This is a genomic window from Paraflavitalea devenefica (assembly GCF_011759375.1).
Classification (GTDB): Bacteria; Bacteroidota; Bacteroidia; order Chitinophagales; family Chitinophagaceae; genus Paraflavitalea; species Paraflavitalea devenefica.
The window spans coordinates 30,282-50,514 of record NZ_JAARML010000001.1 but is presented as its reverse complement, the minus strand read 5'-3'; the positions used below and the strand labels follow the sequence as shown (position 1 = coordinate 50,514).

General features: G+C 46.3%; 19 protein-coding genes. 9 read left to right on the top strand and 10 right to left on the bottom strand.

Annotation, left to right across the window (positions count from 1 at the left end; translation table 11 throughout):
• Positions 1–3: 3 nt before the first annotated feature.
• From HB364_RS00185 to HB364_RS00175, 3 genes are read right to left on the bottom strand one after another with little or no spacing between them, the layout of a single operon-like run.
• Positions 4–807 carry an alpha/beta hydrolase gene (locus HB364_RS00185; protein ID WP_167285889.1) on the bottom strand — a complete coding sequence of 268 codons (804 nt, stop codon included), beginning with the start codon at positions 805–807 and terminating at the stop codon, positions 4–6.
• Between the two features lie 5 nt (positions 808–812).
• Positions 813–1,601 carry an alpha/beta hydrolase gene (locus HB364_RS00180; protein ID WP_167285888.1) on the bottom strand — a complete coding sequence of 263 codons (789 nt, stop codon included), beginning with the start codon at positions 1,599–1,601 and terminating at the stop codon, positions 813–815.
• 20 nt (positions 1,602–1,621) lie between these two features.
• Complete coding sequence (locus HB364_RS00175; RefSeq protein WP_167285887.1) at positions 1,622–3,610, bottom strand: KUP/HAK/KT family potassium transporter; 1,989 nt, start codon at positions 3,608–3,610, stop codon at positions 1,622–1,624.
• A 408-nt stretch (positions 3,611–4,018) separates the two neighbouring features.
• Here HB364_RS00175 and HB364_RS00170 point away from each other — a divergent pair, with 408 nt between their 5' ends.
• From HB364_RS00170 to HB364_RS00150, 5 genes are all read left to right on the top strand, one after another.
• The gene (locus HB364_RS00170; RefSeq protein WP_167285886.1) at positions 4,019–5,557 is read left to right on the top strand and encodes a hypothetical protein; all 1,539 of its coding nucleotides are present in this window, start codon (positions 4,019–4,021) and stop codon (positions 5,555–5,557) included.
• 20 nt (positions 5,558–5,577) lie between these two features.
• Complete coding sequence (locus HB364_RS00165) at positions 5,578–6,558, top strand: DUF6427 family protein (RefSeq protein ID WP_167285885.1); 981 nt, start codon at positions 5,578–5,580, stop codon at positions 6,556–6,558.
• Positions 6,559–6,697: 139 nt separating this feature from the next.
• Positions 6,698–7,408, top strand: coding sequence for a phosphoribosylformylglycinamidine synthase subunit PurQ (purQ, locus tag HB364_RS00160; RefSeq protein ID WP_167285884.1), 711 nt, complete (start codon positions 6,698–6,700; stop codon positions 7,406–7,408).
• 66 nt (positions 7,409–7,474) lie between these two features.
• Complete coding sequence (locus tag HB364_RS00155) at positions 7,475–7,930, top strand: protein-disulfide reductase DsbD domain-containing protein (protein ID WP_167285883.1); 456 nt, start codon at positions 7,475–7,477, stop codon at positions 7,928–7,930.
• Positions 7,931–8,027: 97 nt separating this feature from the next.
• A complete protein-coding gene (locus tag HB364_RS00150) occupies positions 8,028–10,052 on the top strand; it encodes a protein-disulfide reductase DsbD family protein (protein ID WP_167285882.1) in 2,025 nt (674 codons plus the stop codon).
• A 109-nt stretch (positions 10,053–10,161) separates the two neighbouring features.
• Here HB364_RS00150 and HB364_RS33610 read toward each other — a convergent pair whose 3' ends face one another.
• The 3 genes from HB364_RS33610 to HB364_RS00140 form a co-directional block, all read right to left on the bottom strand.
• Entirely contained in the window at positions 10,162–10,332 is a 171-nt protein-coding gene (locus HB364_RS33610; RefSeq protein WP_394353213.1) for a hypothetical protein, read from the bottom strand.
• A 52-nt stretch (positions 10,333–10,384) separates the two neighbouring features.
• Positions 10,385–10,513, bottom strand: a complete 129-nt coding sequence (locus HB364_RS33005) for a Uma2 family endonuclease (protein WP_215727960.1) — start codon at positions 10,511–10,513, stop codon at positions 10,385–10,387.
• Positions 10,514–10,896: 383 nt separating this feature from the next.
• The gene (locus HB364_RS00140) at positions 10,897–11,478 is read right to left on the bottom strand and encodes an RNA polymerase sigma factor (RefSeq protein WP_119053595.1); all 582 of its coding nucleotides are present in this window, start codon (positions 11,476–11,478) and stop codon (positions 10,897–10,899) included.
• A 338-nt stretch (positions 11,479–11,816) separates the two neighbouring features.
• Here HB364_RS00140 and uvrA point away from each other — a divergent pair, with 338 nt between their 5' ends.
• On the top strand, positions 11,817–14,618 hold the full coding sequence (gene uvrA / locus HB364_RS00135; RefSeq protein WP_167285881.1) for an excinuclease ABC subunit UvrA: 2,802 nt from the start codon (positions 11,817–11,819) through the stop codon (positions 14,616–14,618).
• A 139-nt stretch (positions 14,619–14,757) separates the two neighbouring features.
• Positions 14,758–15,315 (top strand): hypothetical protein, encoded by a 558-nt coding sequence (locus HB364_RS00130; protein ID WP_167285880.1) that lies wholly within the window; start codon positions 14,758–14,760, stop codon positions 15,313–15,315.
• On the opposite strand, the gene HB364_RS00125 is transcribed toward HB364_RS00130, so the two are convergent.
• Together HB364_RS00125 and HB364_RS00120 are read right to left on the bottom strand one after the other, a co-directional pair.
• Positions 15,316–15,741, bottom strand: a complete 426-nt coding sequence (locus HB364_RS00125) for a DUF4293 family protein (RefSeq protein WP_167285879.1) — start codon at positions 15,739–15,741, stop codon at positions 15,316–15,318.
• Between the two features lie 216 nt (positions 15,742–15,957).
• The gene (locus HB364_RS00120; protein ID WP_167285878.1) at positions 15,958–16,497 is read right to left on the bottom strand and encodes a hypothetical protein; all 540 of its coding nucleotides are present in this window, start codon (positions 16,495–16,497) and stop codon (positions 15,958–15,960) included.
• Between the two features lie 226 nt (positions 16,498–16,723).
• On the opposite strand from HB364_RS00120, the gene HB364_RS00115 reads away from it, so the two are divergent.
• Together HB364_RS00115 and HB364_RS00110 are read left to right on the top strand one after the other, a co-directional pair.
• Positions 16,724–17,773, top strand: a complete 1,050-nt coding sequence (locus HB364_RS00115) for a sensor histidine kinase (protein WP_167285877.1) — start codon at positions 16,724–16,726, stop codon at positions 17,771–17,773.
• Positions 17,745–18,455: a LytR/AlgR family response regulator transcription factor gene (locus HB364_RS00110; RefSeq protein WP_167285876.1), complete on the top strand. Its 711-nt coding sequence runs from the start codon at positions 17,745–17,747 to the stop codon at positions 18,453–18,455. The genes HB364_RS00115 and HB364_RS00110 overlap by 29 nt, the downstream gene beginning before the upstream one ends.
• 17 nt (positions 18,456–18,472) lie before the next feature.
• Here the strand turns inward: HB364_RS00110 and HB364_RS00105 are convergent, their stop codons facing one another.
• Together HB364_RS00105 and HB364_RS00100 are read right to left on the bottom strand one after the other, a co-directional pair.
• On the bottom strand, positions 18,473–18,652 hold the full coding sequence (locus HB364_RS00105) for a PLDc N-terminal domain-containing protein (protein ID WP_167285875.1): 180 nt from the start codon (positions 18,650–18,652) through the stop codon (positions 18,473–18,475).
• A 132-nt stretch (positions 18,653–18,784) separates the two neighbouring features.
• Positions 18,785–20,065, bottom strand: a complete 1,281-nt coding sequence (locus HB364_RS00100) for a serine hydroxymethyltransferase (protein ID WP_167285874.1) — start codon at positions 20,063–20,065, stop codon at positions 18,785–18,787.
• Positions 20,066–20,233 lie beyond the last annotated feature (168 nt).

The following is a 20,233-nucleotide window of genomic DNA, read 5'->3' as shown; positions in this document are numbered from 1 at the left end:
CTTCTATCTCAATAAGGAGTCTAATTTCTGTTGGTAGACCGGGTATTCAGAAAGATTGTTATGACTTCCCCCTTCAATGGTTATGAACTGATCGCCGGGTTTCAGGTAAGGCAGTAACCGCTGTGCATTGCTGTAACGGATAACGCCATCATCCGTTCCGTGAAAGATGGTCACCGGCGCCGTTACCTGTTGCATGTACTGCCAGGTGGGTATTTTGAAACGGATTATCCTTTCAACCGGGTAGATGGGAAAATACATGCCGGTAATGGAAGGAAAGCTATAGTAGGGTGTTTCCAGTACCAGGTGCTTACAGTCGCGGATGGCTGCCAGTTGCGTGGCAATGCCGGTACCCATGGATTTACCGTATAATACAATGCTGTCGGGCTTAAAGCGGGCCCTGGCCAGCTTGTAAAAAGTAAGGGCCCAGTCGTACAGGCGTTGTTCTGTAAAAGGACCAGTACTTTTACCATAACCGGGATAATCAATCATCCATACTTCATATCCCTGTTTGGTAAAGGCCGGGGCAAAGGGCGCGTAACGGCCTATGTTCTGCCGGTTGCCATGAAAATACAATACCACTCCTTTGGGCATGGAATCGCTGGTAGTGAACTGCACCACGCTCATGTTTACCCCGGTGGCATAGGGAATGTTTACTTCTTTGTAAGGTGTGTGAAAATTATAGTTGTAATTCCTGTCCAGCGGTTCGGGATGGAAGAGGATCTTATCCTGCCCGTAAAAGATACCGATGCCGATGATACAATAGATCATGACGATGATACTTACCCAGCGAATGATTTTCTTCTTCATGAGCACTAATACTTCAGGATATCCCGGATGAAATTATGGTATTCGGGGAACGAAGGTAAGTTATTATGCATTCCGCCATGAATGCGGATGAGGGTGATTTTGGAAGGATTGATGGCCTGCAGGTTTTCGCTGTGGCGGATGGGTATCAGCCAGTCCCTGGTGCCATGGATGATGTAGGTATGGCAGTTCACATAACGTATCCATTTATCGGTACGCAGGTGATAGCGCAATACATACCGTACCGGCAGGATGGGGAGGAAACGGGTAACTACTTTACGGAAATTATAGTATGGCGAATCGAGGATGAGGTAACGGGGTTTGTTGTCGGAAGCGATCTTGCAGGCAAACCCGCTGCCGATGCTTCTGCCATATACGATGATATGGTGCTCAGGACAGGTTTGCAATAAAGTATTGTACACAAACTGCATATCTGCCAGCATTTCCTTCTCACTCCGCTTGCCGGTGCTTTTACCAAAGCCGCGGTAGTCTACGATGACCACATCATAATCATAACGGTAGAAATCACGGGTATATTTAGCCCAGCCTTTGATGCTGCGGGTATTGCCATGAAAGTAAAGGATGAGGCCCTGCGGATTGTTGCGGAAGAAATGCAGGCCATTGATGCGTACGCCGGGCGCTACATCGAAAAAGAGCTCACGGAAAGGGACATCGTACTGGAATTTGAAATCCGCCGGCAGGCGTTCGGGCTTAAAGATGAACCGGTCCTGCAATAGCCAGGCTACAGCAGTGAGTATAACTATCCCTAAGAGTATATACCAAATGAAAACCGGCAATATAGTTTATGGTTTGATTGCTATAGTTGTTCTTCCGGCGAGTATATTCTTCTGAGGCCGGGGTTTTCAACGGGCGCCACGATGAGCGGGAATTTCTCAACAGTCACATTCGATACATCCAATCCAAAGCCACGTTCTTCCGACAGACTCCATTCCTTGATCCAGAAATGCAGTTTCATGATAAAGCGCTCAAAGATGGGCAGTTCATTATCCTGGCTCAGGAATTTTTCCATGACCACAAATTGGAAGTCACCTACTACATTGTTCCTTTCCAGGCTTTCATAGCGGCTGGTAATATTTACTTCCTTATTGGCCACCAGGTCGGCTACTACTTTGCGGAACATGAGGTTGATGCGGGGCTCCATCCGGAAGCCCAGCCTGAACTCCACGCGGATGATATCATTGGGAATAATATGGTCTACCTTGTATTCGCAGGTATAGGGATCATCGAGGGTATCTACGTGTACAAACCAGTAGATGTCGGCCCGTTTGGGCTTTTTATTCAGGATGGAATAGATGATCTTATGTTCAATTTCCTTGGGGTTGTTGGCGCTGGTAAGGTATACCAGGTGCGTGGCATATTTGGGAACGGTTTTGTCGTTGCTCAGTTCCTGGATCTGGGGAATATAGTGTTCCAGGCGTACAAACTCCACATAACGGTTCTTGATCTTGCGGCTACGGAACCAGATGTACATGACAGCAAACAAGGCCCCGCCCACAATAAGGGTCACAAAACCTCCGTGTGGAAATTTCTCCAGGTTGGCAAAGAGGAAGGATAGTTCTATGCTCAGGTAAACGATCAGGAACAGGTAGATGAGAGCAGGCTGTGCCCGCCGGGAGACCAGAAAGTTGGCAAACAGAATGGTAGTGGCGATCATACAAATGGTGATGGCCAGGCCATAGGCGGCTTCCATGCTGGTTGACTTTTGAAAGTATAATACGATGCCGCAACAGCCCAGGAACAGGATGGTATTGATGCCCGGAACGTATAATTGCCCTTTTTCCTCTGTAGGATAGTTAATACGCATTTTGGGCCAGAGGTTGAGGCGCATGGCTTCACTGATGAGGGTGAAGGAGCCGCTGATGAGGGCCTGACTGGCAATGATGGCAGCGGCCGTGGCGATGATGATACCGGGTATCAGGAACCATTGAGGCATGATGGCATAGAAAGGATTGAAGCCGGTATTGATCATTTCCTCAGTGATCGTCTTACCTCTGTAGGAGGATAATAAATAAGCGCCCTGCCCAATATAATTCAGGATCAGGCAGGTTTTAACGAAGATCCAGGAGTAGCGGATGTTGGCCCGGCCGCAGTGCCCCAGGTCGGAGTACAACGCCTCTGCCCCGGTAGTACACAGGAATACCGCTCCCAGTATCCAGAACCCTCTTCCATCATCATAGGTAGTGAGCAGTTCAATGGCATAATGCGGACTAAAAGCCCGGAAGATATGCATGTCGTCAAACAGGTGGGTAGCTCCTAAAGCAGCCAGCATGAGGAACCAGCAAAACATGATCGGGCCGAACAGTTTGCCGATAGAGGCGGTGCCAAATTGCTGGAGGAAGAAAAGGGCTGTGATGATACCCAATACAATATAAACGATGGTATTATCCGGTATTACGCCCAGCGTTTCAATGTTCCGCAAACCTTCAATGGAAGAGGTGACGGAAATGGGCGGTGTGATCATCCCGTCGGCCAGGAGTGCTGCGCCCCCGATCATGGCAGGAATAACAAGCCATTTTTTCTGCCGGCGTACCAGGGCATACAGGGAAAAGATACCTCCTTCCCCCCGGTTATCTGCTTTTAAGGTCAGGATTACATACTTAATGGTCGTTTGCAGCGTAAGTGTCCAGATAATACAGGAAAGGGACCCAAGTATTAATGTATCATCAATCACCCGGTCGCGGATGATGGCATTCAATACATAAAGAGGGGAGGTGCCAATATCTCCGTAGATGATCCCTAACGCAATGAGTAAGGTGGCAGCGGTTACTTTATCTAATTTGCCCACGTCTGAGTAGCTTATCCCGTTTCAAAGGGTTTAACAATATATCATCCAATGTTAATGCCGGGTTAAAGGCACCCGGCGGGAACAAAGGTATACGTAAAAAAACTAATTGAGGTAATGTTTTATTGTGTGGGATTGTGCAATATGCCGGACATGCACATCTTTTGCTTTAAATCAGCCCGCGGGGCCGGGGGGACTGGCAGCCTTTCGGGCCGGATGGCCGTCTATAGTATACGGAATGGTGTGCATGGGCCGGAACCGGCAGCCTGTACACTGGGCGAAAAAAGACGGGAAAACCTGGTATTAGTACCACGAAAATCAAATACTTAAAATTGTATGGAAAGTTTGGGTGAGCGTATTACAATGCTTAATTTGGCATGTAAGAATGTATTAATGCATTGCAGCACCATGATGAAGTATCCAATAATGGGAAGGTTGCTGGCCGTTGTCCTGGCTTTGGCATCACTTCCGCTGGTATCCTCAGCGCAAAAGATTTCCTATTCTGAATCAGAACGGGATGATAGCCGCCGCACCAATTTTGAGATCATTGGAAAGGTCGGCGCCAACATACTGGTATTTAAAAATAACCGGTCGGATAATGTTATTAGTGTATATGACAACGAGATGAAGCTGGTAGAGCGGGTGAAGCTGGATTATATGGATGACCGGTGGATCAATGTGGATTTTGTACCTTATACGGATCATGTATGGATGATCTACCAGTTCCAGCGCAGGGGCATTGTTTACTGCATGGGCGTAAAGCTGAATTCAGAAGCCAAGAGACTGACAGACCCCGTTGAACTGGACACTACCCGCATTGGCTGGGCGGCCAGCAATAAGATCTATACCACTGTTTTCAGCGACGATAAGCAGAAGATCATGGTATTCAAGATCAACAGCCGCAATCCCAAGAATTTCCTGTTTACGACCCTGCTGTTCAACAGCGATCTGAAGCTGTTGCAAAAGCATAATATGCAGCTTTCTATGGAAGAGCGGAACGATTATTTTACCGACTTCCTGGTGGATAATGACGGAGATATGGTGTTTGGGAAGTTCATCCGGCGGAATGGCAGCGATAATATTTCAGATGTACGCCTGATCCGGAAGAAGGCGGATGAGGAAAAATTCAGTATCACCGACCTGAAAACGGGTGAAAAGATGCTGGATGAGGTGAAGATCAAAATAGATAACACAAACCGGCGTTATTTATTTACGGCATTGTATTATAAGCAGCGGCGGGGTAATGTGGAAGGATTGTACACTGTTATCTGGGACAAAGCGTCGGATACCATGCTGCGGGAGTCTATGATGCCTTTTTCTGATGACCTGCGGCGGCTGGCCAAAGGCCCTGATGCCAACCTGCGGCTGGCTTTTAATGATTATTTTATTAAAAATATGATCGTTAAGCGCGACGGGGGGTACATTATGGTGGCCGAATCGATGTACACTACTTCCCGGGGCGGTACTTTTAACCGTTGGGATTATTTCTCCTGGAATAACCCTTGGGCTTCCCCGATAGATTATTATTACTATTCGCCTTATTATAATTCCTGGGGTTCACCCTGGAACCGGTGGGGCGGTTCATCGGCCACCCGGTTCCATGCCGAGAATATAATGATCCTTTCGTTTGATAAGGACGGTAATATGGAATGGAATAATGTGATCCCAAAGAGCCAGTTTGATGATGAGAGTGATGGCCTGGTCTCGCACCAGGTGATGAATACAGGGGGCGAGCTGCATTTCCTGTTCAATTTGTATGAGCGCCGTACGTTGCTGCTGAACGACCAGAGCATTGCTCCTGATGGAACGATCACGCGGCGGCCAACATTGAAGGGATTGGACAGGGCAGTGGAGTTTATGCCCCGTTACGGCAAACAGATCAGCGTCACTTCTATTATTGTTCCATGCCAGTACCGTAATTACCTGACGTTTGCCAAAATTGAATTCTAAACCCTTCTTATCCATATCCAGTGACAGGCCTTTTTAAACAGAAGAACTCCGGCAACATTCTGGTGTTGCTGATTTACGGGCTGATACTTAAATTCGGGATGCTGCTGCACCCCATGGCGCCGCTGAGGCAGCCCGATGATCATTTTCTTTATATATGGCTGCTTGATTTTCTGGCGCCATTGCATTTTCCCCCCATCATTTATACCCTGATCGCTTTCTTCCTGCTGTACAGCCAGGCTATTATGTTCAACCGCATCTGTAATGACCATAAGATGATGGCCAGAACCAATTACCTGGCGGGGATGTCCTATATGCTCATCACTTCCCTGTTTATAGAGTGGAACCACTTCTCGGCTCCTTTGCTGATCAATTCACTGCTCATTTGGATCTTCCATCGTGTGAGCATCCTGTATAACTCCAATAAGCCGGGCGCTGCCATTTTTAATGTGGGGCTTATTATGGGGATCGTTACCCTGATGTACCAGCCGGCCATCGTTTTTTCCCTGTTCTTGTTGATGTCGCTCTTTATTATGCGCCCGTTGCGGGTGCGGGAGTGGCTCATTGGCCTGCTGGGTATTACGACGCCTTATTATTTCCTGGCCATCGTGCTGTACCTGTCCAATCAGTGGGACTGGAAAAAGCTGCAGCCGAATATTTCCTTCAACCTGCCGGCGATGCCCTCTTCCATTATTGTGCTGGTGAGTATCACTTTGCTGATCCTGCCCTTTATTATTGGCGGGTTCTTTGTGCAAAATAACCTTACCAAGATGCTGATCCAGGTGCGTAAGAGCTGGAGCCTCCTGCTGGTATTCCTGATCGTGTCTATGCTTATTATAGTGGCCAATGGTGGTAATAATTACGTGAACTGGCTCCTGTGTGCTGTACCGCTTACTGCCTTTCATGCGGCGGCTTATTTTTATCCCTCCGGACGTATTTTCCCCCTGGTGATGCACTGGATCATTTTTGGATGGGCCATGTATATCGGGTATTGGACGCAATAGCGTTTCGTGTGTCGGGTTTTGCGTTCCAGGTTCTTTTGAGGCAGTAACCGGGGAGTTCGTAAGGCGGCAGCAACGCGAAACCTTCAACCCGAAACCCGAAACTTTTGTATCTTTGCTGTTCCTCAAATTTATACTTATAATGAAGTTTGGAGTAGTTGTTTTCCCCGGCTCAAATTGTGACCGTGATATGCAGGATGCCCTGCAAAATGATCTGAATCAGGAAGTTATAATGTTGTGGCATAAAGATAAGGACCTCAGCATGTTCTCTACTGAAGATTGTATCGTGTTGCCCGGCGGCTTCTCCTATGGGGATTATCTGCGTTGCGGCGCTATTGCCCGCTTCAGCCCGATGATGCAGAGTGTGATTGATTTCGCCAATAAAGGCGGTAAGGTATTGGGGGTTTGCAACGGCTTCCAGGTACTGTGCGAAGCGCATTTATTGCCAGGCGTGTTGTTAAGGAATGCCAACCAGCAGTTTATTAGTAAGAATATCTATATCAAAGGCGCAGGATCGCCCGATAAGGCGCTGAAGATCCCTATTGCACACGGCGAAGGCCGCTATTATGCCGAGGCTGCTGTGCTGGATGCCCTGGAAGCCAATGACCAGGTGATCTACAAGTATTGCGATGAAACCGGTGCTGTTATTCCTTCTGCTAATCCCAATGGTGCCATTCGTAATATAGCCGGAATTTGCAATGCAAACAGGAATGTTTTTGGCATGATGCCTCACCCGGAAAGAGCTTGCAGCGATGCGCTGGGCAATATTGATGGCCGAATTATAATGAATTCATTATTAATACATTCCAAATCGGGTGCTACCCGTCCCGCAGCAGCCGTGGCTAATTTTTAAATAATAATTAGCAGATCGCTTTAGTACTTTCTTCCTTATTTTGTGTTCTAATAAGAAACACGCATTATGAAGAAATACTTTCTACTCACTTTGGCTGTTATCGGTTTTGCGGGTGCATCCCTGGCCCAGGAAAAACCGGTTAGCTGGAATTTCAGTGCTAAGAAGATCGCAGACAAAACCTATGAAGTATATATCACCGCTAATATTACTGGTGATTGGCATTTGTATTCACAAAACGTGGGCGTAGATGGCCCGGTACCCACCTCTTTTTCTTTTACCAAGAATCCCCTGCTTACCCTCGATGGTAAGCCCAAAGAAGTAGGTAAGCTGATCAAGAAAAAAGAAGACGTATGGGATGGTGTGGTGAACTATTATGAAAAGAGTGTAAGCTTTGTACAGGTGGTGAAAGTGAAAGGTACTGCCAAGACCAACCTGGCCGGTAAAGTGGAGTTCATGGTATGTAATGACGAGAAATGTTTACCTCCTGCAGAGGTTGACTTTAATGTGAACATCGGCGGATAGTAGTTTAATATGACAATCTAACATAATTGATCAAAACAAACGGGTTCCTGCCAAAGGAGCTCGTTTGTTTTTTTACCCATCAGAAATCCTGATTGCAATGAAGCAATTTATTACCTGTGTATTTGCGCTGTTTCTTTCTATTACATCCCTGAATCTTGTAGCCCAGGACTCAACAACTTCCCCTGTTCAATGGCAGTTCAATGCTTCCAAGAAGTCGGCGAATGAATATATATTGTCTTTTAAGGCAGTTATAAGTCCTGGGTGGAGGCTCTTTTCTACTACAGCCAAAGACGATGAACTGAATACACGTATTGTTTTTGACAGTGCTACGGCGGCTAATGTAACTGTCAATTCCATTACAGAAAATGGAAAACTGCAGCAACTGAAGGAACCTGTGCTGGATAATATGGAGATTAAGTTCTTTGAGCAGGAGGTAGCATTACAGGCTACTGTTACTGCAAAAGAAGGTTTTAAAAAGATAAGGGGAACTGTTACCTATATGACTATGAAAGGCGACAACATCCCCGGTCCCGTAGAAGCACCATTCCTGTATGTAATAGATGCTGGCGGTAATATCAGTACGCAGACCGGTGGCTTACTGGAATCTGCCGAAGCTGCACAGGCTTTAAAGCGAACAGCTATTGATTTGAATAGTCCTGTGAATGACTGTGGAGGTACAGGCATTGAAGACGATCGTTCAAAAAGTCTCATGGGTATCTTTATACTTGGTTTCCTGGGTGGTTTGATTGGGTTGCTGACGCCTTGCGTGTTTCCCATGATACCGCTTACGGTTTCATTTTTTACCAAACAATCTCCTACCCGTCAGAAAGGTATTTTTAATGCCGTCATGTATGGCGTTTTTATATTGTTGATCTATATAGTCTTGAGTATTCCTTTTCATTTCCTCGATTCCAGCAATCCGGAAATATTGAATACTATTTCAACCAACGTATGGCTCAACATTTTCTTCTTTGTCATATTTGTGGTATTTGCACTGTCCTTCTTTGGCTTGTTTGAGATCACCATGCCTGGTGCATTGGCCAATAAAGCAGGTTCAAAATCTGGTACAGGCGGCCTGGGCGGCATATTCTTTATGGCCCTCACGCTGGCTTTGGTATCGTTCTCCTGTACTGGTCCTATACTTGGGTCACTCCTGGCCGGTTCCCTGTCCACTAATGGAGGTGCCATGCAATTAAGCATGGGCATGGCCGGCTTTGGACTGGCGCTGGCTTTACCTTTTACTGTATTTGCTTTGTTCCCCAGTTTATTACATTCCTTGCCACGTTCCGGTGGATGGCTTACATCCGTAAAGATCGTATTAGGATTCCTGGAGCTGGCTTTGGCGGTAAAGTTCCTGTCTAATGCCGACCTGGTAGAACATTGGGGCATCCTGAAAAGGGAAGTATTCTTTGGTATATGGATTCTAATAGGCATCCTGCTGGTATTGTACCTGTTTGGTATCCTGCGGTTCAAACATGAGGGGCCTGTAAAACTTACCAAAGTGCGGGTTGCACTGGCAGTGGTATTCCTGGCCTTTACGATTTACCTGGTACCCGGATTAACGAAAACAAAACATGCCAACCGGGCGCTGATCAGTGGCTTCCCTCCGCCACTCACTTATAGTATTTATGGAAAGGATGCTTTTAAAGGAGTGGAAGCGCAGGTGATCAATGATTATGAAAAAGGATTGCAACTGGCAAAAGCACAAGGTAAACCGTTGCTGATTGACTTTACAGGGTGGGCCTGTGTTAACTGCCGTAAGATGGAGGAAAATGTATGGCCTGTACCGGAGATAAAAGAGATTATTGAGAAGGATTATGTGTTGGTTTCCTTGTATGTGGATGACCGTGCCAAACTGCCGGCTGATCAACAGTTCGTTTATTCGCTTCCGGATGGATCTAAGAAAAATATCAGGACAGTAGGGGATGTATATGCAACATTGCAGAGTCAGAATTTCACCAGCGTATCCCAGCCATTGTATGTGCTGGTCACCCCTGAGGAGAAATTACTGACAAGGCCGGTAGGATATACACCCAATGAAAAAGAATATAAAGCGTGGCTGGAATGCGGATTGGAAGCATTTAAGAAGGGAGGCAAGGACGCTGCTGTTATCATCAAATAGCAGGATGGGTGATCACAGAACGTAAATACGGATTTAAGAAGAATCACCTCTGAATAGATAAAGGCATATTCATAAAACAGTAAAGGGCTCAGCAGAGCCCTTTACTGTTTTATGGATGAATCAAACCTGTATCCTCGTAAATATCTGTAAGTGGTATGGAAAGGCCCAGGGATTGTATTTGTAGTGTTTCGTCCCTGCTTTTGTATTCCTGCAGTTCCCAATGTTGCTGCTGGTTGATGTAGTAAACTTCTATTTTAATAGACTCAGTATCTACCAGGATATATTCTTTTAAAGTAGGGATATCCCGGTAGAGGCTGAATTTTGTCCCCCGGTCATAGCTTTTCTAATATCTCTCCCTGGTAAAATTCATGCCGGATATCGCTATCAATCTCCATTGCCAGGTATTCTGCGGCAGTGTATTTTCTCTTGTTGTCTTTGGTAAGTAGGGCCTTTGTTTCCATGGTTGTACTTACGAAAAGAAAATGAGGTTGGTTTTGTAAAGGGTGGACAAATTTGACCTTTTTTGTTTGTGTGTGCTGCAAGCCGGAGGCTTGCTAATAAGCGTCACCAGCCAGAGGCTGGCGACTGAGTACTGGTTCGTGGAGACACGAGGCAGGGCGTGTACAAAACAAAATCCCCGCTCTTTTACAAGCGGGGATTTCAATTAGGCGTCATTCTGTTCCAGCCTTCCGGCTAGCAAGCAATGTTATCATTCTAAAGGTCGGAGGGAGGGCCAGAATGACAATATCTTTCCAGTCTCTGATTTGGTTAACAAAGCTAAGTAGTTGTCCGTTCCCATTTTTACGGTCACCGTTAAACTTTTGTAAAGAGACAAGGATTAATATTATAAGGCGATCTTTTTCTGCATCATCATTTTGCGCAGATTGATAAGCCCATAACGCATTCTTCCCAAAGCAGTGTTAATGCTGCAGTTGGTGAGGGATGCGATTTCCTTAAAGCTCAGGTCTGCATAATGACGGAGAATAATTACTTCGCGTTGGTCTTCGGGTAAAAGATCCAGCATTTGGCGAACACGGTCATGACTTTGTTTCTTCATCATTTTCATGTCGGCGCCTTCTTCAGTGAAGTTGATCACTTCAAAAATGTCGCGGTCATCGCTCGTACGGATCGATGGGGTACGCTTCACCTTACGGAAATGATCTACGCACAGGTTGTGAGCAATACGCATTGCCCAGGGTAAAAATTTACCTTCTTCTGTGTAACGGCCTCCACGAATAGTGTCGATAATCTTGATGAGAACATCCTGGAAAATATCTTCAGCCAGATATTTGTCTTTTACCAGGAAAAGAATCGAAGTGTACATCTTGTCCTTATGACGCAGAACAAGGGTCTCGAGGGCATACAGGTCTCCATCCTGGAAATCCTGGATGAGTTCATGGTCGGTCTTTTTGCGTAGTAAATTCATAAACTTCTACGGTTTTGAAGGTGATAGGATATTTAAATGAATGGATTTTATTTTTGAACGGCTTTTCTGTGTAGAAGTGACAATGTCAATAGGCAGTAAAATTTTAGTTTTCTGATTTATTGTACAAATTACCAACTAAAGATAGAGACTTTTTTCAAAAAACAAAACTTTAAGAGAACTTTTAAACTTTTTACTCACTCAATGGTAAATAGTTATACCTATTGACAAAACTCAAGCCAGTCTATTAGAAATACTATATATTATTTTTAATAGATATAATTGTAAAAAGTTATCTGAAATAGTTACCGCGCATTGCAATATTTTTGTGATCCTTTCTTATGCCTGATACAGCTAAAAAAAACAGTACCGTAAAATCTATCCGGCCGGTAAAAGCCTTCGACAATATTTTTATCAAGGGCGCCCGGGTGCACAACTTAAAGAATGTTTCTGTTGAGATCCCACGTAATAAATTAGTGGTGGTAACAGGGGTTTCCGGCTCCGGAAAATCTTCCCTTACCATCGATACGCTGTTTGCCGAAGGCCAGCGCCGTTACGCGGAAAGCCTCAGTGCCTATGCCCGCCAGTTTATGGCGCGTATGGTAAAACCGGATGTAGACTATATTAAAGGCCTTTGCCCGGCCATTGCCATTGAGCAAAAAGTAATTACCCGTACGCCCCGCTCTACGGTGGGCAGTATGACGGAAGTATATGATTACCTGCGTTTATTATATGCCCGGGCAGGCAAAACCATTTCCCCCGTATCCGGGCGGGAAGTGAAGAAAGACGATGTAAAGGACGTAATAGACGCTATGTCGAAGCTGAATGCGGGCGACAAAGTACTTATCCTGATCCCCTTTAAGCAACATACCCACCGCAATGCCCAGGAAGAGCTGAATATCCTGATGCAAAAAGGTTTCTCCCGCCTGTACGACGGTACCATCCTGCGTATTGAAGAGCTGCTGGAAGATGCCAAATGGAAGCCCTCCAAAGAGATGTATGTGCTGATAGACAGGCTGGTGGTAAAGGAGTTTGATGAAGATGACCTGCACCGGATCGCGGATTCAGTAGGCACTGCCTTTTATGAAGGCGAGGGCGCGCTGCTGCTGGAAGTGAATGGCTCCAAAAAGTTATCCTTCTCTAATAAGTTTGAACTGGATGGTATCCAGTTTGAAGAACCGGTACCCAACCTGTTTTCTTTTAATAACCCATTTGGCGCCTGTCCTACCTGCGAAGGGTTTAGCCAGGTGTTGGGTATCGACAGTGATCTGGTGATTCCTGATAAGCGGCTGAGTGTATATGAAGGCGCAGTAGCTCCCTGGAAGGGGGAAAAGCTGGGCTTGTGGAAAGAGCAGTTTATCAAGGGCGCTAAAAAGATTGATTTCCCTATTCATAAGCCCATTATTGACCTTACCAAAGCACAGTACAAGATGTTGTGGGAGGGCAATGGGGACGTACAAGGCATCAATGATTTCTTCAAAGAGGTAGAACAGAACCTGTATAAGGTACAGTACCGTGTGCTCCTGTCGCGCTACCGGGGCCGCACCCAATGTCCCGACTGCAAGGGGTACCGCCTTCGGAAAGAAGCCCTGTATGTACAGGTGGGCGGCAAGCATATTGGCGAATTGTGTGAAATGCCGGTAAAAGACCTGGTGCAGTGGTTTGATCAGTTGAAGTTGAGTGAGTATGACGGGCAGGTGGCAAAAAGGGTGCTGATTGAGATCCATCACCGGTTAAAGACACTGATGGATGTGGGGCTGGGTTATTTAACCATGAACCGCCTGGCCAATTCCCTCAGCGGGGGAGAAAGCCAGCGCATCCAGCTTACCCGCTCCCTGGGGAGTAACCTCACCGATTCCTTATATATCCTGGATGAGCCTTCCATCGGATTGCACTCCCGGGATACAGAACGGCTGATACGGGTATTAAAAGAGCTTCGCGACCTGGGCAATACGGTAGTGGTGGTAGAACATGATGAGATGATGATGCGGGAAGCCGATCATATTATCGATATGGGGCCCCTTGCTTCGCACCTGGGCGGTGAAGTAGTGGCCAGCGGAGATTATGATGAATTGATCGCCAACGAAAATAGCCTTACCGGTAAATACCTGAAAGGAACTTACCAGATCGAAGTGCCTAAAACGCTGCGCAAGTGGAACCGTTCTTTAAAAGTGGAAGGAGCGCGGCAGAACAACCTGCAGGACCTTACCGTAGAGTTTCCCCTGAATACCCTTTGTGTGGTAAGTGGGGTAAGCGGAAGTGGTAAGACCACCCTGGTCAAACAGATCTTATACCCCGGACTGCAAAAGATCAAAGGAGAGTTTGCGGATAAGGTGGGTTTGCACAAAGCCATTACCGGTGATATAGATTACCTGTCGCAGATAGAGATGGTAGACCAGAACCCCATTGGCAAATCATCGCGCAGTAACCCGGTAACCTATATAAAGGCCTACGATGAGATCAGGGACCTGTATGCCAGGCAACCGCTGAGCAAGATGCGCGGATTTCAACCCAAGCACTTCTCCTTCAACGTGGATGGCGGCCGTTGTGATACCTGTAAGGGTGAAGGCGAACAGGTGGTGGAGATGCAGTTCCTGGCCGATGTGCACCTTACCTGTGAGGTGTGCGGCGGTAAGAAGTTCAAGGAAGAGGTGCTGGAAGTACAGTACAATGGCAAAAGCATTTATGATGTACTGGAAATGAGCGTGGATGAAGCGCTGGAGTTCTTTAAGGCGGAAAAAGATATTATCCAGAAAATTAAGCCCCTGAGCGATGTGGGGTTGGGATATGTGAAGCTGGGGCAATCGTCCGATACCTTGTCAGGCGGCGAGGCCCAGCGGGTAAAACTGGCCTCTTTCCTGGGCAAGGGCAAAGCACAGGGACATATCCTGTTTATTTTTGATGAACCTACTACAGGGTTGCATTTCCATGATATTAAAAAGCTGCTCAATTCCTTCAATGCCCTCATAGAGCAGGGCCATTCTATTATTGTGATAGAACACAATATGGATGTGATCAAAAGTGCTGACTGGATCATTGACCTGGGACCCGAAGCCGGCGACGGCGGCGGCTCCGTTGTGTACACAGGGGTACCAGCGGGGTTGAAGAAAGTGAAAGAGAGTTATACGGGCAGGTTTTTGTAGAACAACAATGTCTGGCTGAGCTTGTCGAAGCCCTTTAGGCAACCTGCTACAAGCCCTTCGACAGGCTCAGGGTGACAGGTTACACTTTCGGACTGTATTAACATTTCTTCCGTTTTCTTTGCAGGAAAGTTAACCGGCTATGCGTCATTTACTGTTATTGGTTATTGTATTGGCGTTGGGTACGCAATTGCATGCCCAGGCGAGGATTCCCCTATCCCGGCCAAGAGCTACTACGGTAACCAAAACTACCCCAAAGGAAACAGGGCCTATGGTAACGGTACCGGTGCTGCTTGATATGCTGGACTGGACGGAGCGGCGCATTGATACCACCCTGAAAAAGAAAGGTTACCTGCTGATGCAGAAAGACGTGGACTCTACCAGTTCCCTGTTCCAGTACTCACACCTCGACCGGCGCGAAGAAGCGCCCACCACCGTACGCTCCCTTACCTTTATGGATGCTGTTGTAGGCGATGCCAAAGGCAGGATGGTTTCTTACCGCACCTATGACAAAGAGGAATTCCGCGATATCTCTTCTTACCTGCTGGCCAACAATTACCTGAAGAAAAATGAGTTTGACTTTGATGAGACCAAACATATCCTCTATAGTAATGGCAAGCAGGAGATACGCCTGAAAATAATAACTACTAAAAAAGAGAAACGGACTTTTATAGCCTACGAACTGGAACTGGGGAAATAATTACCGCAGGCGGTCAAGGCTTTTAACCAGCTTCTGATCGCGGTAAATGCCACGGATAGCCAGGACAATGAACAGGGGAACCACAATGCCAATAGCGGCCGTAAGATCATAATTGCCTTCCAGCGGCACAAACTTCTTTATCTCTATATAAAAAAGCACCAGGTTGAGGCCGGAAAGCAGCAGGGCCAGCAGGCTGAGCCTTGTTTGCAACTTCCTGTCTTTATAAAGAAAAATGGTTACCAGTGCCAGTAATCCAGTGGCTACAGTGGTAATAGTAAGCACTATACTATCGGTAGCTACCAGTTGGGAAAAAGCCTTGGGCTGACCGTCCTTTATGATATTACCGCTATAGAAGGAAAATTTAAGCGTGAGAAAAGAGGCGGCTGCGGCCAATAATAACCAAACAGATTGTATACGTTGGAGCATTTGGATAAATTATGTATCTCAAAATTAAGCAATCTGACTGGTATAAATAACCTGTTTAAAGTGGCCCATTTGGTTTAGACCTGACAGGTTTCGCTTGTGTCGCGGACGAAACCTGTCGGGTCTAAAGAAGCCTTAGCCATAAAAGGCAAGTGGCAGGTAACTACTCCTGCCACTTTTTTCGCGCCATTTATACTCCTAACTGAAAGAGTACCAACTTTACCTGAGCTTGCCCGGCGGCAGGATCTCGCTCATTTCACCGTCGCATACCCGTATCATTTTCCAGTCGGCCCCTTCATGGATATGCACGACATAAATAAGCTGTTTGTTGACTTCTATTTCTTCTACGCTGGATATCGCGTAGTCGTACCAGGTGCTTTTAACCTGGTGCCTCACTTCGCGGGGCAGCTTTTTTTCTGCGTAATAACGGATGGAATATAACCACCTGCCATACTGGTCATAATCAATGCGGAGGTTAATATCCCCGGCTTTATACTTGGCCATAAATCCGTTGCGGATCACATACCAGTGTTCATCCTCTACACCAGGATAAGTTTTTTTGAAATGCCGCACTGCTCTGATATGGATGTCATTGCGGTAAACAGCATTACCAGATTCTGCTGCTGTTGGTAAAATCTCTGGCATACCAGCCGGAGAACCGGTTGGGTTGGGCTGGCTGTTGATCCTGCTGCTGGCACAAGCTTGTAGCAAGATAAGAATACACGGCAGTAAGATGCCGGATAGGGTGATCTGTTTCATGGCTATACTTTTAATTGTAGATACGACGCTGATTCTTTCCTTATGTTGCATGAACACACTATAAAGTAATATTAATATTCCGGTGCTTCGTTCAGGTATTAGATATATAACGTGGATTACCCATAAATAAACCTCTTCCCGACAGGTATTTTCGATGTACGCCGTTTGTCGAATAAAATAAGGGCTGCCTTGACAATTTGGTAACTTTAGATGAGTAAAAAAGTATATGTTGAAAAGTAAGATACTTCGCACCAATCTCATTTTCTGGACCTGCTATTTCCTGTATGAATGGCTGGCCAATGCAGCCTATGATGGGGAGTATAAGCAACACCTGATAGCAGCGGCATTGTATACGCCACTTCTTTTTGCGGCCACTATTTTTACCATCCATGTGCTGATCAAGCAGTACTATTTCAAAGGACAGAAAGCCCAATTCTGGATAGGGCTGATAATAAGCATGCTCGCATTCGGTATTGCCAGAAGGGCGTTGAACTATTATTTCATTTACCCGCCCAACTGGAGAAGTATGCAGCAATTCCTGTTTGTCCCGAAAATCATTTTCGAGATCGTAGGCACCTACCTGATCGTTGCCCTGAATGCCATGTTCTATTTCCTGCAAGCCTGGTATGAACAACAACGGATCACGCAAACTTTACAAAAAGACAAGGTGGAGGCGCAACTGGAATTGCTCAAATCGCAGGTACAGCCCCATTTTATTTTTAATACGTTGAACAATATCTATTCACTGTCTACCCACAACAGTCCCAAGACCTCCGATCTTATTTACCGGCTCTCTTCCCTGCTGAGCTATACTTTGTATGATAGCCGCAAAACCATCATTCCCCTCGAACAGGAAATAGAGTACATCAGTAATTATATTGAACTGGAGAAGATACGGTATGGTGAACGATTGGATATTGCTGTGAATGTCCTGAACAATACAAAGCATATCGGTATATCTCCCTTCCTGCTGTTGCCGTTGGTGGAGAATTGTTTTAAACATGGCGTAAGCAATGAAATTGATACCTGCTGGATAAGGCTGGATATACTGAGTAATGATGGCTGGCTCATCATTAAGGTAGAGAATAGTAAATCGCCCAACGGAAAGTGCAATGGCACACGTAATGGCATAGGGCTGGAGAATGTAAAGAGAAGACTGGAAATATTGTATCCCGACCGTCATGAGTTTAAATGTATTGATGAGGACCAGACCTTCCTGGCAGTTCTCAAAATAAAAACGATGGGCTATGAAAATAAAGTGCCTGTTGGTGGATGATGAACCACCGGCTGTAGACCTGATTACCAGTTATATTGAACGGGTGGCCGACCTGGAAATAGTAGGCAGGTGCAGTAATGCCATTGAAGCATTTGGCGTGTTGCAGAAAACAAAGGTTGACCTGCTGTTACTGGATATCCAGATGCCGAAGATGACAGGGCTCGACCTGATCCGTTCCCTGCACGACCGGCCCAGAATTATTGTTATTACCGCTTACCGGGAGTTTGCTGCTGATGGGTTTGATCTTGATGTGCTGGACTATATTGTAAAGCCTGTTTCCTTCGACCGGTTTTTGAAGGCCATTGCCAAATACAATCAGTATACCTTATTGCGGCAAACAGAGGCGGCAGAACAACCTTCCGATGCTTTTGAGAAAGCTTATATGTATTTCAAGGTCAACAAGCAGGTAAAGAAAGTTTTCCTGAAGGATATCGTGTACATTGAAAGCATCAAGGATTACGTGAAGATCGTAACAACTGATAAGCCGCTCATCACTTACCAGCGGCTAAGCTATATGGAAGAAAAACTGCCGGAGAATAAATTCCTGCGCATTCATAAGTCCTACATCATTGCCATAGACCGCATATCTGGCTACAATAATGACCTCATCAATATAGAAGGCTATGAGCTGCCCCTGGGCAGAAGCTATAAGCAGGGTTTTCTAAAAGTAGTGGATGTGTAAGTTGAACACATCAGTCTTTACATCTTTTGCTCTCTCCCGATGGCCAGGTACAGTATGGTACCCAGGAAAGGAAGGAAAACAACCAGCAGGCACCAGATTATTTTGGTAGACTCTTCACGGAAACGGCTCCTGACAATATCCACCAGCGCCCATATCCATAAGGCAACGCATAACAGCCCGATTAATACAAGGAACATAGTAGTAAGATTTAAAGATTAGTCGGGTACCTGGGATTTTTATTACAATATAAGCCAGCCGTGCCTAAAACGCAAATGGTGAGCTGCTGTTGAAAGCGGCTCACCATTTGTGGTATTAAATCTATTAAGATATTATCCCAATTCAGGATACAGCGGGAATTTCTTCATGAATGCCTGTACATCGCCCTTTACAGATTTGATGGTGTTTTCATCATCTGCATTCGTCAGCACCTTGTCAATCAGTTCTACCACTGTTTCCATGTCAGCTTCTTTCATACCGCGGGTAGTGATGGCGGGTACGCCTACACGGATACCGCTGGTTACGAAAGGACTCTTGTCATCAAATGGAACTGCGTTCTTATTAAGGGTGATATGTGCTTTGTCCAGTGTTTCCTGTGCTTTCTTACCAGTGAGGTTTTTATTGCGCAGGTCAATCAGCATCAGGTGGTTGTCGGTACCCTGGCTGATGAGGTCATAACCACGGTTCACCAAGGCTTTGGCCATGGCCTGTGCATTGCCCAGGATCTGTTTGCCATAAGCCAGGAACTCATCGGTCAGGATCTCACCGAAAGCTACTGCCTTGGCGGCAATAACGTGTTCCAGCGGGCCGCCCTGTATACCGGGGAATACCGCTAAGTCGAGCAGGGAAGTGATAGAGCGGGTATTGCCTTTGGGATCTTTAATGCCAAAGGGGTTATCGAAATCGTGGCGCACCATGATGATACCACCACGGGGGCCGCGTAATGTTTTGTGCGTAGTAGAAGTTACGATATGGCAATGATCAAAGGGGTCATTGAGCAGCCCTTTGGCAATCAGGCCGGCAGGGTGTGCAATATCGGCCAGTACCAGGGCGCCGATCTCATCGGCCACCGCGCGGATGCGGGCATAATCCCAGTCGCGGCTATAGGCAGAAGCGCCGCAAATGATCATTTTGGGTTTCTCCTTGCGGGCAATAGATTCCAGTTGGTCATAATCTACCAGACCGGTTTCTTTTTTCACGCCGTAATGGAGCGCCACATAGTTTTTACCGCTGAAGTTGGCGGGACTGCCATGGGTGAGGTGACCACCCATGCTGAGGTCGAGGCCTAATATTTTGTCGCCGGGCTTCAGGCAGGCTACAAATACGGCGGTGTTGGCCTGTGCGCCGCTATGGGGCTGCACGTTGGCCCAACTGGCATTAAAGATCTTTTTAAGCCGGTCAATGGCCAGTGTTTCAAGCTGGTCAACGATCTCGCAACCACCATAATAACGTTTGCCGGGGTATCCTTCTGCGTATTTATTGGTGGGTACGGTACCCATGGCCTGCATTACCTGCAGGGAAGTAAAGTTTTCCGAGGCGATGAGTTCAATGCCATTGCGCTGGCGTTCAAGTTCCTGGTTGATGAGGTCAAAAACTAACGTATCTTTTTGCATGGCGCAAAAGTAGTTCAAACTGAAATAATATGTAAACAGAATCTATGGTCCCGGCAACAGGGCGGGGGTATTTTGTGCATATTGCCAACAGGCAGAAATACAATGCCAATCGTTGTGTGGATTTTACACAAAAAAATATGTACGGATTATTTTCCCTATTTTCACGGC